This is a genomic window from Streptomyces sp. NPDC000345 (assembly GCF_042898825.1).
In the GTDB taxonomy this organism is placed as follows: domain Bacteria; phylum Actinomycetota; class Actinomycetes; order Streptomycetales; family Streptomycetaceae; genus Streptomyces.
Genome location: NZ_JBIAZE010000004.1, coordinates 317,175 through 330,534, shown reverse-complemented (window position 1 = coordinate 330,534; position 13,360 = coordinate 317,175). Strand labels below are relative to the sequence as shown.

10 protein-coding genes and 1 pseudogene are annotated in these 13,360 nt (G+C 72.1%); 6 read left to right on the top strand and 5 right to left on the bottom strand.

The genetic code is table 11. From position 1 onward, the window contains the following. Window positions 1–48: 48 nt before the first annotated feature. Together ACFY30_RS11765 and ACFY30_RS11760 are read right to left on the bottom strand one after the other, a co-directional pair. Window positions 49–828 (bottom strand): annotated as a pseudogene (locus ACFY30_RS11765) (molybdopterin-dependent oxidoreductase); the annotation flags it as partial. Between the two features lie 72 nt (window positions 829–900). Continuing rightward, window positions 901–2,037, bottom strand: coding sequence for an LLM class flavin-dependent oxidoreductase (locus tag ACFY30_RS11760; RefSeq protein ID WP_390845026.1), 1,137 nt, complete (start codon window positions 2,035–2,037; stop codon window positions 901–903). Between the two features lie 662 nt (window positions 2,038–2,699). Between ACFY30_RS11760 and ACFY30_RS11755 the strand changes: the two genes are divergently transcribed. From ACFY30_RS11755 to ACFY30_RS11740, 4 genes are all read left to right on the top strand, one after another. Further along, window positions 2,700–3,929 (top strand): acyl-CoA dehydrogenase family protein, encoded by a 1,230-nt coding sequence (locus tag ACFY30_RS11755; protein ID WP_390845025.1) that lies wholly within the window; start codon window positions 2,700–2,702, stop codon window positions 3,927–3,929. A 140-nt stretch (window positions 3,930–4,069) separates the two neighbouring features. Further along, window positions 4,070–4,171 (top strand): putative leader peptide, encoded by a 102-nt coding sequence (locus ACFY30_RS11750; protein ID WP_390845024.1) that lies wholly within the window; start codon window positions 4,070–4,072, stop codon window positions 4,169–4,171. Between the two features lie 172 nt (window positions 4,172–4,343). Further along, window positions 4,344–5,450 carry an ABC transporter substrate-binding protein gene (locus ACFY30_RS11745; protein WP_390845023.1) on the top strand — a complete coding sequence of 369 codons (1,107 nt, stop codon included), beginning with the start codon at window positions 4,344–4,346 and terminating at the stop codon, window positions 5,448–5,450. A 184-nt stretch (window positions 5,451–5,634) separates the two neighbouring features. After that, window positions 5,635–6,771, top strand: a complete 1,137-nt coding sequence (locus ACFY30_RS11740) for a S8 family peptidase (protein ID WP_390845022.1) — start codon at window positions 5,635–5,637, stop codon at window positions 6,769–6,771. A gap of 39 nt (window positions 6,772–6,810) precedes the next feature. Here ACFY30_RS11740 and ACFY30_RS11735 read toward each other — a convergent pair whose 3' ends face one another. After that, window positions 6,811–8,058, bottom strand: coding sequence for an MFS transporter (locus ACFY30_RS11735; protein WP_390845021.1), 1,248 nt, complete (start codon window positions 8,056–8,058; stop codon window positions 6,811–6,813). Between the two features lie 239 nt (window positions 8,059–8,297). Beyond that, the gene (locus ACFY30_RS11730) at window positions 8,298–9,263 is read right to left on the bottom strand and encodes a helix-turn-helix transcriptional regulator (protein WP_390845020.1); all 966 of its coding nucleotides are present in this window, start codon (window positions 9,261–9,263) and stop codon (window positions 8,298–8,300) included. Between the two features lie 63 nt (window positions 9,264–9,326). Here ACFY30_RS11730 and ACFY30_RS11725 point away from each other — a divergent pair, with 63 nt between their 5' ends. Beyond that, a complete protein-coding gene (locus ACFY30_RS11725; protein ID WP_390845019.1) occupies window positions 9,327–9,713 on the top strand; it encodes a VOC family protein in 387 nt (128 codons plus the stop codon). A 261-nt stretch (window positions 9,714–9,974) separates the two neighbouring features. After that, entirely contained in the window at window positions 9,975–11,360 is a 1,386-nt protein-coding gene (locus ACFY30_RS11720; RefSeq protein ID WP_390845018.1) for an MFS transporter, read from the top strand. A gap of 55 nt (window positions 11,361–11,415) precedes the next feature. Here the strand turns inward: ACFY30_RS11720 and ACFY30_RS11715 are convergent, their stop codons facing one another. Next, window positions 11,416–13,344 (bottom strand): helix-turn-helix domain-containing protein, encoded by a 1,929-nt coding sequence (locus ACFY30_RS11715; RefSeq protein WP_390845017.1) that lies wholly within the window; start codon window positions 13,342–13,344, stop codon window positions 11,416–11,418. Window positions 13,345–13,360: the final 16 nt, after the last annotated feature.

Genomic DNA, 13,360 nt, shown 5'->3' with positions numbered 1-13,360 from the left:
CGTCGTCCGCCGGGCCGGGCGGCCGACGGCGGCAGGAGCCGGTGGGCGTCACACCACGTGCACCGGATGCCGTACCACCGCCTCGAACAGGTAGCCCTGGGTGTTGGGCACGGCGACGTCCGGCTGCGTGCGGCCGGCCATGTCCTTCGCCCGGGCCGGCAGGTGGGTGGCGCCGGGTGCCTCGGGCCACCAGTCGAGGGACCAGCGGGTCCAGGTCCCGGCGCGAGGCCGGTCGTGCATGCGGGCGGGCCGCCGGCTGACACCCCCGTCGGTACTGACGTCGACCCCGGCATCGGCGCCCGCACCCGACCACGACCGTCCGTGCAGGGCGTGCCGCCGGCCCGCCGTGAACGTGGCCCCGCTCGCCGGCTCGAAGGCGCTCTTCGTGGCCTGCCGGGTCAGCGGCGCACTGCCGCCCTCCGGGTGGGAGGGGCCGAACAGCCGTTAGAAGGTGGTGTTCCAGGGCGAGTAGAGCGGCTGCGCGGACACCTCGATGTCGCCGACCCACTTGATCGACGCGATGCCCACCCAGGACGGGACCAGCACCCGCACGGGATACCCGTGGTCGTACGGAAGCCGCTCCCGTTCATCTCGTACGCGAGCAATACGTCGTCCAGCGCCTTGGCCGGCGGCAGCGGACGGGTACCCGGCCCAGGCTCTCGCCGCCGCTGACGTACTCGGCGTCCAGGCCGCGCGGCTGCACGTCCACGGCGTACGGGGACAGCCCGGCCCTGCGCAGCACGTCGGCCAGACGCACCCCGCGCCAGCGTGCGACGCCGATCGCGCCCAGGTCCACGGGGTACCGGCGACCGTGTCGCTCTGCTGAGCCGTGCAGGTCGGACACGCGGACCTGAGCGACCGTCAACTCAGTTGCGGGAAGCTGCCGTTGCGCGACAGAGGTCATCCGTTCACCGCCGCGGGGTTCCGCGTGCCGCGCACCACCCGTTCCGCGTCGCGCTTGGCGACTTCCTCGCGGACGATCGGGATCACGTGGCGGCCGAAGTCGACGGCGTCGCCCAGCAGGTCGTAGCCGCGGGCGGACAGGATGTCCACGCCGAGGTCGTAGTAGTCCAGGAGCGCCCGGGCCACGGTCTCGGGGGTGCCGACCAGGGCGTTGGAGTTGCCGGCTCCACCGGTCGCGGCGGCTGTCGGGGTCCACAGGGCGCGGTCGTAGCGCTCCCCCGCCTCGGCAATGGCGATCAGCCGCTGCGAGCCGGTGTTCTGCGGCTGGGCCTGCCCGTAGCGGCGCTTGGTGACCGGCTCGCCCTTCTCCCTGCGGGCCTTGATCGCGCCGACCGTGCGGTGCGCCTTCTCCCAGGCCAGTTCCTCGGTCGGGGCGATGATCGGGCGGAACGCCACCTGGATGCGGGGCACGTCGGTGCGGCCCGCGGCCTTCGCGGCGGCCTTCACGTTCGCGATCTGCTCGGCGGTCTCCTCAAGGGGCTCGCCCCACAGGCAGTAGATGTCGGCCTCGGCGCCCCCCGCGGCGTACGCGGCGGGCGACGAGCCACCGAACGACACGTTCGGGCGAGGCTGTTGGACCGGGAAGACATCACTGACGAAGTCGTGGAAGCGGTAGTGCTCGCCCTCGTGGTCGAAGGGCTCGTGGGTGGTCCAGATCTTCTTGACGATCCGGATGTACTCGCGGGTGCGGGCGTAACGCCCGTCCTTGGTGAGGGTGTCGCCCTCGCGGCGCTGTTCGTGGTCGTTGCCGCCGGTGATGAAATGCACGGTCAGCCGGCCGTCGCTGATCTGGTCGAGGGTGGCGAAGGTCTTCGCGGCGAACGTCGGGTAGGAGACGTTGGGCCGGTGGGCGAGCAGGATCCGGAGGCGGTCCAGCCGGCTCGCGACGTAGGCGGCGGCCGGCGCGGGATCCGGCGATCCGGAACCGTAGGCGAACAGCACCCGGTCCCAGCCGTGGTCCTCGTGCGCCCGGGCGAGCCGGAGCGTGTACTCCCTGTCGAAGGCGGCGCCGGAGCGCGGGGTCGTTTCGGAGCCGTCGTGGGTGGCGGCGATGCCAAGGAACTCCACAGGCATGGGAGTTGACCTTTCCTCGAGTCCGGTGCGAGCCGTGCCACGGGGTGCCCTGCGGGGACGGCGCGGCTGATCGCCGAGCAGGTGCCGGCGAGCGGAGCGAAACCCTCGGTGGGGGCGGGGAGGAAGGGCGCCCGCGAGACCGTCCGCTCGCGTCCAGCCCGTGCTCGGTACGTGCGTACGGCGGTGTCGCGCGAGCGGGAATCCGGCCCGTGACGGTGCCCCCGGGGGAGGGAAGGGCCGGTCAGGCGGCCCGGTGCGGCATCAGGCGCGACACGCTGCGGACCACACCCGACCGAAGTCGATGTGGCCCCGGGTGACCAGTCGCTGCTCGCCGTTCATGCGACCAATTGAGCAGTACAACTCGCTTTTCGTCAACGCGGCGGGGCCGGTCCGCGTCGAGCCCCGCTCCGCTCCGGCTCCGCGAGAACAGGGACCGGCCGCCCGCGCCTCCAGCCCCCCGTCACCACCTTCCCTACATTTCCTATCGATTAACTAGGAAAGTGTTGACGCTCCGTCCGTCGGGTGCGCAGGATGATGTACATGCCCCGCATTCGCGCGAGCAGTTGACGGCCCGCATCCGGGACCACGACCACATCGGCGGCGGCCGCGCCGTGGGTCCGCACCACCCGGCCGCACCCCGAGCCTTGAGGAGACCCATCGCCATGGGCGTTGCCACCGCGCCGTCCGGACCCGTCTCGGATACCGATCCGACGGGGCCCGGCCCCGCGCACTGGCTGCGCGTCGCCCGCGAGACGGCGGACGACCTGGCCACGGACGCGGTGGCGAGGGAGCAGGCGGGCAAGGCCCCCTTCGACGAGGTGGCCCGGCTGCGCGAGGCGGGACTGCTGACGCTCCTCGTACCGGCCGAACTCGGGGGAGGCGGCGCCGACTGGCCCACGGCCTACGCCGTCGTCCGGGAGATCGCCGTCGCCGACGGCGCGATCGCCCGACTGCTCGGCTGTCACTACTTCCTGTCGTGGAGCGCCCGGTTCCTCGCCGAGCCCGCGCTCGCCGCCCGGGTCGAGCGGCGGTCCGCGGCCGAGCAGTGGTTCTGGGGCGGCGGTCTCGCCGTTCAGGAACCGCACCTGACGCTGACCAGGACGGCGAGGGGGCACGCACTCGACGGCCGGCAGAGCTACCCCACGGGGGTCCTGGTCGCCGACCGCCTTGTCGTGCGGGCCCGGCGGGCCGGCACCGGCGAACCCCTCGCCGTCACCGTCGATCCCGCTCATCGCGGCGTGCGGGTCGAGGGCGACGCCGACACCTTCGGCCAGCGGCTCGCGGCCGCCGGCAGCGTCGAGTTCGACGCCGTACAGGTCTCCACCGCCGACGTGTTCGGCTCCCTGTCCGCGGACGAGGAGGTCCTGACGCCCCTGTCGGCTCTCACCGCGCCGGTCGGACGCCTCCTCTCGGCCCAGCTCCTTCTCGGCATGACGGAGGGAGTGCTCGCCGAGGCCCGTGAGTACAGCAGGGCGGGCGGCCCAGCCTGGCATCCCGCCCGGCCCGCCGGTTCGCACCACGACCCGCAGGTGCTGACCGGCTACGGAGAACTCACCGTCCTCGCCCGCTCCGCCTCCGCGCTCACCGAGCAGGCGCTGAAGGCCGTGCACGGCGGACTGGCGCGCGGCGAAGACCTCACGTACGACGAGTACGCGGACATCTCGGTCCTCGTGGCGATGGCCGAGGCCGCCGCTTCGAGGGCCGCTCAGGAGTCCACCAGCCGCGCCCTCGAGATCATCGGCCCCCGTTCCGCGTCCTCCCGGCTGGGCTTCGACCGCTTCTGGCGCAATGCGCGGACCCACACCCTGTACGAGCCCGTCGCCCACCGACTCCGCGACGTCGGGGACTACTTCCTCAACGGGGCACACCCTCCGTTCGTGCTGCCCGTATGACCGGGAGCAGGTCACCGGCCGACCCTGATCCCATATAATGAGATAGAGCGGTCCATCGTACGAACACCCTCTTGGGGTACGCTCCGTCGTCTGTCACGATCCCCATCAACCAGGTAGGAAAACTAGGGATCGGGGGGGTCATGAGAACGCTCGACTACGCGCTCCGGCCGCTGCCCCCTCTGACCACGCGCCGCCACATCGATCTCGGCCGTGCGTCCAGTGCCCTGTGTCGGCTCCTCTGACGCCACAGAACCTGATTCGGCCGAGCACCACCACACCCCCCGCGTCCCGCTCCTCCCCCGCGACGGCACGTTCGCCGTCCACGGCCCGGAGCGGACCGTCGGGGTGCGCCGACAGGCGCCCGCCCCACCTCTTCGCACCTCGCTGCTCACTCATCCCCGAGAGGACAACTCCGTGTCTGCCGCAAGACCGTTCACCACCCTGCGCACCATCGCCGTCACTGCCGCCCTTCCCCTGCTGCTCACCGCGTGCGGCTACGGTTCCGAGTCCACCGACGACGGCAAGCAGACCACGGCCGCGGCAGGCGCCGAGAAGCTCTCCGCCGACACGGTGAAGATCGGATACTTCCCCAACCTCACCCACGGCACCGCCCTGGTGGGCGTCCAGGAGGGCCTGCTCCAGAAGGAGCTCGGCGGCACCACGATCAAGGCGTCCACCTTCAACGCCGGCCCCTCCGAGATCGAGGCCCTGAACGCCGGTTCCATCGACATCGGCTGGATCGGCCCCTCCCCCTCCATCAACGGCTACACCAAGTCCGACGGCAAGAACCTGCGCATCATCAGCGGTTCGGCCTCCGGCGGCGTGAAGCTGGTGGTGAACCCGAAGAAGATCAGGACTCTCGCGGACGTCAAGGGCAAGAAGATCGCGACCCCGCAGCTGGGCAACACCCAGGACGTGGCGTTCCTCAACTGGATCGCGGAGCAGGGCTGGAAGGTCGACGCGGAGAGCGGCAAGGGCGACGTCTCCGTCGTACGCACCGACAACAAGATCACCCCGGACGCCTACAAGTCCGGTTCCGTCGACGGCGCGTGGGTGCCGGAGCCGACCGCGTCCAAGCTGGTCTCCGAGGGCGCGAAGGTCCTGCTCGACGAGTCGACCCTGTGGCCCGACAAGAAGTTCGTGATCACGAACATCATCGTGTCGCAGAAGTTCCTCGCCGAGCACCCCGACGTGGTCGAGGCCGTCCTGCGCGGCTCGGTGAAGACCAATGAGTGGATCAACGCCAACCCGGAGAAGGCCAAGGCGTCCGCCAACACGGCGCTGGAGAAGCTGTCGGGCAAGGCGTTGCCCGCCGACGTCATCGACCCGGCCTGGAAGTCCATCACCTTCCTCAATGACCCGCTGGCCTCCACCCTCAACACCGAGGCGGAGCACGCGGTGAAGGCCGGTCTCCTGGAGAAGCCCGAGCTGAAGGGGATCTACGACCTCGCACCGCTCAACAAGGTCCTCAAGGCCGAGGGCGAGGACGAGGTCGACGACGCCGGTCTCGGCGCCGAGTAGCCACCACCGGAACGCCACCCGCCGTCCGCCGGCCCGATCGGCGCGGACGGCGGGCCCCGGGCCCCGCGCCACCGTGCCGTCACTCCTGTGGCGGCACGGGCGTGCTCCGATCCCCCGGCCCGCCGCGCCGGAACCGCCCGCCCCCCGTGGTCGTCTTGTGCGCTGACTGTGTACGAAGCGGGATGTGGGGGACGTTGTGACGCGGAACGTGACGAAGGCCGGGCTGATGGTGGTGGCCATGGTGACGGTGCTCGGGGCCACGGCCTGCGGCGGTGGAGCAGGCGCGGCGGCCGGCGGGAACGGCGGGACGGTCCCCGCTCACGGCAAGGGGGAGTCCGTGTCGCCCTCCGCGGGCGGGGCGTCGTCCGGATCGGCGGCGACGTCCGGCGACGCCGTGGGGACGCTCTCCGGGATCGCGCAGGCCGCGGCTTCGCCGGTGACCAGGCGCGTGCCGTGGAACCTGGACATCCTGGACCAGCGGTCGCGGCCGCTGAACGGGAAGCTCACCACCACGGCCACGGGCAAGGGTGTGCACGTCTATGTGATCGACACCGGGATGGACATCGCCCACAAGGAATTCGGCGGTCGCGCCCGCCTCGGCGCCGACTTCGTGGGCCCGAAGGACTCCGGTGACTGCTTCAGCGAGGCGGGGACCGGCCACGGCACCTTCGTCGCGGGCGTCATCGGCGGGGCGAAGTACGGGGTGGCGCCCAAGGCCGAGCTCGTACGGGTCCAGGGCATCCTGTGCGAGAGCGGGGGCGGCGGCTCCCCGGCGGCGGCCGAGGCAGCCCTGGTGAAGTCGGTCAAGTGGGTGACCGCGCACGCGCAGAAGCCCGCGGTGGTGAACATGTCCCTCAACCTCGACCACCGGTCGGCGGCCCTGGAATCCGCCGTGAAGAAGATGGTCGACGCGGGCATCCCGACCGTGGTGTCGGCCGGCAACTTCCATGACGACGCCTGCAAGCACTCCCCGGCCGGCGTCCCCGGCACGATCGTCGTGGCGGCCTCCACGTCGAACGACCGCGTGTGGAGCGACGGTGGCTCCTACGGATCGGGATACGGACGGTGCGTGGACCTGTACGCCCCCGGCCAGAAGGTGACCGCCGCCCTCGCCGGCGGCGGCACGTTCACGGAGAACGAGGGCGCCACCTCCTGGGCCGCGCCGCATGCGACCGGCGTGATCGCCCTGTACCTGTCGGCTCACCCCCACGTCACGGCCGACGAGGTCCACGTCTGGCTGGACCGCACGGCCACCCGCGGAGTCGTACGCGGCGTCCGCTCCGACACCCCGAACCGGCTGCTGAACACCGGCGGCATCTGACCGGAGCCCGGCCGCGAGCCAACCGGCTTTCGGCCGACGTCACTTCAGGAGGCGGACGCGGAGCGGGCACGCACACCGCGCCCCAGGCCTCGGGCGTGGTGCCCACACGACTGCGATCACGAGTGCGGCTGTCATACCGCCCAGGATCATGGCCGTCGAGGGTGAGCTGCCGTCGACGACGAGTCCGCCGGCCAGGGCTCCGAGGGAGATCGTGGCCTGGAAGGAGGCGGTGAACATGACGGAAGCCGCCTCAGGGGTGGCGGGGGTCGCCCTGGTGAACCAAGTCTGGGAGGAGACGGGGACCGCCCCGTATCCCACGCCCCAGACGACGAGAAGAACGAGGGCTCCGGCTTTCCACTGCCCCAGCACCGGCAGGAGCAGCGTGGCGGCCGCGATCATGCCGGCGGCGGTGCCGAAGGTGGCCCGCGGGTGACGGGCCACCAGGGAGCCGCCCAGGAAGGTGCCGACGATGCCCGCCGCGCCGTAGATGAGCAGGAAGACGGTGATGAGCCCGGAGCCGACGTCTGTGACCTGCTCGAGGAACGGGGTGACGTAGGTGTAGGTGCCGAAGTGCGCCAGGACGACCAGCACGGTCAGGAGCAGCGCGAAGCGGGTGGCGACGCTGTTGAGCATGCCGCGCAGCACGGTCAGGCGGGTTGTCCGGCGGGGCGGCAGCGGTGGCATGACGAGCAGCAGCATGATCAACACGGCGACGGTGAAGCCGCCCATGGCGAGGAACGCGGTGCGCCATCCGGCCAGGTCGCCGATGAGCGTACCGGCGGGCACGCCGAGTACGGAGCCCAAGGGCACGGCGGAGAAGATCACCGCTGTTGCACGCCCGACGGATGCGGCGGGTACCAGGCGTTCGGCCAGTGAGGCGCCGATGGACCAGAAACCGCCGATCACGATGCCGACGATGACGCGGGAGACCAGGACGAGCCAGTAATCGGGCGCCGCTGCCGCAAGGAAGTTCGCTCCGGCGAGCAGGACCATGAACACGCACAGCATCGGGCGGCGGTCGATGCGCGCGGTCGCCACGGTGACGACTGGTGCGGCGATCGCCGCGAGGAAGCCGGGCATGGTCATCATCAGTCCGGCCATGCCGTCGGAGATGGTGAATCCGGCGCCGATCGTGGTGAGAAGTCCGATCGGGAGGATTTCCGTGGTGACGATCGAGAGGATGCCCAGCATCACCGCAACGACGGCCGGCCATCCGCTCACCGGGGATCGGTGTGGCGAAGCAGCGCCGCCGGAGTCGTACGTCGTGGCGGTGGTGGAGGCAGCCATGGATTCCGTCCTGTGTGATGAGTGTGGTGTCGCGTGCTCAGTGCAACAGGCGGATCGGGACAGAAGCTGGCAGGTCTGCGACATCACCGCTGCGCGTGCGGGTGACGTCGCGAAACCGCTCATGGGCGGGCGTGCGTGCCATGGCCGACGGGCGCCGGACGGACTGCGGCGACGTCCGCGCGGCACCGCGATCGCGTGGTCAAAGCCCTGGATGCGGCCCTACAGGCCGGAGACGCGCACTACCGGGACCGACCGTTCGCGTTGTCCTCGAAGAGTTCCCGGGTGCGGCGCAGCAGGGCTTGCCGTACGGCCTTTGGTGACAGGACGCGCAGGGGTGTGCCCAGGCTGAGGAGGTATCCGGCGAGCCCGTCCGCGTCGGGACCGCCGATGTCGACGATCGTGGCGTCGGGGCCTTCGGGACGGTGGGAACCGACGGTCGACGGGATCAGCCGCAGGGCTCGGTCCATGGGCACGGGGAGGCGGATCGTCGCGGAGAGCGGGTAGGGGCCGGTCGCGACGGAGCGGGCGACGAGCAGTGCGGGGTCGGGTGGGTCGACGAGTTCCACCGGGTGCCCGGTCGGCTGGAGCCGGTCGACCCTGTCCGCCCGGAAGGTCCGCCATTGGCCGCGCGTCACGTCCCGGGCGACGAAGTACCACCGGCGGCCCGTGTGGACGAGGCGGTACGGGTCGACGTCCCGGACCGTGGCCTTCCCTTCCCGGTCGCGGTACGACAGGCGGGCGCGCTCGCCCCGGCGGCATACGGCGGCCAGTTCCAGCAGCATGCCGGGGGTGATCTGCGGCTCGTCGGGTCTGGGGGTGTGCACGAAGGCGGCGTCCATCTCACCCAGCCGGTCCGCGATCCGCCGCGGCAGGACCTGCCGCAGTTTCAGCAGCGCCGACAGCGCGGCCTGGTCGCCGCCGAGAGCGCCGCTCAGCGCCGCCTCGCGCAACCCGACGGCCACGGCAAGCGCTTCTTCGTCATCGAGGATCAGCGGCGGGACCCGGGATCCGGCACGGAGGCGATATCCGCCCCACGGACCGGGGTCGGACTCGACGGCGTAGCCGAGTTCACGGAGCTTGGCGATGTCCCGCCGCACCGTGCGCTCGGTGACCGCCATCCGGCCGGCCAGCTCACCGCAGGTCCAGGACGGCCGGGCGGCCAGCAAGGAGAGCAGTCGCAGCAGGCGGGCGGATGCGCTGATCACATGCTGAAGTGTTCCACATGACCAGGACCGAATCTGTCCTGGTCCCGCCGTAGCGTCCTCCCCATGAGCACGGCAAACACCTCCGCACCCACGTTCCGTTATTCGGCGGTCACCTTCGACTGCCCGGATCCCGCCGACATGGCCCGCTTCTACGGCGAGGCCCTCGGCCTGCCCGTCGTCTTCTCCACCGACCACTTCGTCCTGCTCGGCCAGGAGGGCGCGGCCGGACTGGGATTCAACCGGCTGTCCGACTACCGCCGGCCCACGTGGCCGGACCCGGCCCAGGAGAAGCAGGCCCACATCGAACTGGGCGTCGATGATCTGGACGCCGCCGAGGCCCGGCTCCTCGCCCTGGGGGCCGTCAAACCCGAATACCAGCCGGACCCCGACCGGTGGCGGGTCCTGCTGGACCCCGCCGGCCACCCGTTCTGCATCTCCACCCTGGTCTGAGCACGACCCGCGAACCGATGACTCCGAGCGCGCACCCGGACCGGGGCGGCGCATCCGCGCCGTCCCGCCGGGGGCGCGGCGGGGTCGCACGGCCCCCCCGGCCGGCCACTCACCCGATCCAGCGACAGCACCACACCATGGTGGCCGCGCGCATAGGCGGGCCCCGAACTATGTTGCCCCACCACATGTCCGCCTGACCTGCGTGTTTCTACGGTGTGCCAGCACGTACCCGTCCCTACCGCACATGAGGAAGTGGCGCACATGGCCTCCGCAGCAACCGCTCCCCCGACGCCGAACAACCTCCGGCGCATCGTCGCCGCCAGCCTCATCGGCACCACCATCGAGTGGTACGACTTCTTCCTCTACGGCTCCGCCGCCGCGCTCGTCTTCAACAAGCTGTTCTTCCCGGAGTCCGAACCGCTCGTCGGCACGCTGCTGTCCTTCCTGACGTACGCCGTCGGATTCGCGGCACGGCCGCTGGGGGCGCTGGTCTTCGGGCACTACGGTGACCGGCTCGGCCGCAAGAGGCTGCTGGTGCTGAGTCTGCTGCTGATGGGCGGGGCGACCTTCGCGATCGGGCTGCTGCCGACGCACGCGACCGTCGGGGCCGCCGCGCCCGTGCTGCTGACGGTGCTGCGGCTGGTGCAGGGCTTCGCGCTGGGCGGCGAGTGGGGCGGGGCCGTGCTGCTGGTGTCCGAGCACGGGGACGCGCGGCGGCGCGGGTTCTGGGCCTCGTGGCCGCAGACCGGTGCGCCCGCGGGGCAGTTGCTGGCGACGGGTGTGCTGTCGCTGCTGACCGCCCTGCTGTCGGACGCGGCCTTCGGTTCCTGGGGCTGGCGGGTTCCGTTCCTGCTCTCGGGTGTGCTGGTCGTCGTGGGTCTGTGGATTCGTCTGTCCGTCGATGAATCGCCCGTCTTCCGGCAGGCGTTGGCGCAGGCCGAGGCCCGCAGGACCGCCCGGGTGGCGGACGCGGAGAAGATGCCGCTCGTCGCCGTCCTCCGTCACCACTGGCGGGACGTGCTGGTCGCGATGGGGGCGCGCATGGCGGAGAACATCTCCTACTACGTCATCACCGCCTTCATCCTCGTGTACGCCACCACCTCGGCCGGGGTCTCCAAGCAGACGGCGCTGAACGCCGTGCTCATCGGCTCCGCCGTGCACTTCGCGGTCATCCCCGCCTGGGGCGCGCTGTCGGACCGGATCGGACGGCGGCCGGTGTACCTGCTGGGCGCCGTCGGGATCGGGCTGTGGATGTTCCCGTTCTTCGCACTCGTCGACACCGGTGACTTCGGCGGCCTCCTCCTCGCCGTGACCGTGGGCCTGGTGCTGCACGGCGCGATGTACGCACCCCAGGCGGCCTTCTTCTCCGAGATGTTCGCGACCCGGATGCGGTACTCCGGCGCCTCCATCGGTGCCCAGTTCGCCTCGGTCGCGGCAGGCGCCCCGGCCCCGCTCATCGCCACCGCCCTGCTGGCCGACTACGACAGTTCCACGCCGATCGCCCTGTACGTGATCGCCGCCGCGCTGGTGACGGTCGTCGCCGTGGGAGCGGCCAAGGAGACCCGCCATCGGGACCTGGCCGAGGTCGGGCCCTCGCCCGAAACCGACCACGCGCCGGCCCCCGCGCCGGACGCGCGTGCCGTCTGATCCCGGTCTCCTGTCTGCTCCCGGTCCCGCCGGCCCCCGCACCCGCGTGCGGGGGTCAGCGCGCTGCCGGGACCGTCAGCCGGCGCAGTCTGAGGGCGAGTTGTATCTCCAGCGCCCGGGCGGGGCTGTGCCAGTCGTCGCCCAGGAGACGGCCGACCCGTTCCAGGCGCTGGGCCACGGTGTTCACATGGACGTGGAGTTCGTCCTTGGTGCGGGCCGGGCTCATACCGCAGGCGAAGTACGCGTCGAGGGTGCGCAGCAGGTCGGTGCCGCGCCGTTCGTCGTACGCGACCACCCGGCCGATGGTGCGGTCCACGAAGCCCGTCACGTCCCGTTCGCCGCCGAGGAGCAGGCCCAGGAAGCCGAAGTCCTCGGCGGCCGCGCCGTCTCCGGAACGGCCCAGCAGTCGGAGGGCGTCCAGACAGCGGCGTCCCTCCTCGTACCCGGTGGCCACGGCGTCCGGGTGGGCGGCGAGGTCCCGGACGGGCGCCGAGGCGCCGACGGTGACCGCCTCGTGGACGGCGGTGCCCAGGTGCCGGGCGGTGCGGCGGGCCACGTCGGTGGCGGTGTCGCCCGGGTCCAGGGGAAGCAGCAGGACGGTGCCGCCGTCGCGGGCGGCGGCCAGGCCGTGCCGGGTCGCCGCGAGGTGGGAGGCGGCGGACCACAGACGCCGGCGGGCGGCCGCCTCCTGGTCGGCGTCGGGCGCGGTGCCGTCCAGCCGCGCGGCGAGCACGACGTGGGTGGCGTCGAGGTCGGCGCGCAGCCGGGAGGCCCGTTCGCGCAGCAGACGCGGATCGCGGTCGCGGGCGTCGAGCAGATCGTCCAGCAGTTCGCCGCGGACGCGCTGTTCGGCCTCGGCCGCGGAGCGTCTGGCCAGGAGCAGCAGGGAGGTGACCATCGCGGCGCGCTCCAGGGTGCGCTGGTCGACGGGGTCGAGGCCGGGGTGGCCGCGCAGCACCAGCGCGCCGAGCAGTTCGCCGCCGGCGGCCACCGCCGCGATCCAGTCGTCCGCGTGCCGCACGGCGTGGCCTTCGGCGCGGGAGGCCTCCAGGGCCCGGGCCGGTGCGGTCTCCGTGAACGCGACCGTGCCGTCGAGCACCTCGGACACCGCGGCGGCCACGTCGTGCACCCCGCCGCCGCGCAGTACGAGTTCGGCGAGCCGGTCGTGGACGTCGGAGGCGCGCTCGATGACCGCGCTGCGGTCCCGGATGATCTCGTTGGCACGCTCGAGGCCGGCCAGGGCCGAGCGGGTCTCGGTCAGCAGGTTGGCCGTGTCGATCGCGGCCGCCGCCAGCGCGGCGAAGGAGCCGAGGAGCGCGATCTGTTCCCGTTCGAAGACCCGGGCGCGCCGGTCGGCGGCGAACAGCACCCCGATGACGTCCGGCCCCAGCGCCAGCGGCACCCCGAGGATCGCCACCAGGCCCTCGTCGCGCACGCCCGCGTCGATGGCCGTCGTGTGGCGGAAGCGGTCGTCGCGGAAGTAGTCGTCGGTGACATAGGGGCGGGCGGTCTGGGCGACCAGGCCGCCGAGCCCCTCCCCCATGCCGAGGCGGAGTTGCTGGAACCGGGCCGCGACCGACCCCTCGGTGACCCGCATGTAGGTGTCGCCCCGGGCCGGGTCGTGCAGGCTGAGGTAGGCGACATCGGTGCCGAGGAGTGAGCGCGCACGCTGCACGATCGCCCGCAGGACCTCGTCCACGTCACGCGGACCGGCCAGGTCGTGGGCCGTTTCGAAGAGGGCGGACAGTTCGGCCTCCCGGCGGCGCCGGCCCTCCAGTTCCGCCCGGACGCGCAGGGCCAGCAGCTTGGCCCGCTCCAGCGCCGCGATCCGCTCCGCGGGCAGTCCCCCGGCGCGGGCGAGCAGCACCGGCCGCTCGTACGCCTCGGCGTCCGCTCCCCGGGCGAGCAGTTCGAGGAACGGCGCGTCGGCGTCGTGGGCGGTGTCGAGGGCTGTCGTGGTGCCCTCCGGGTGATCACGGGACATGCTCACAGGATTCCCC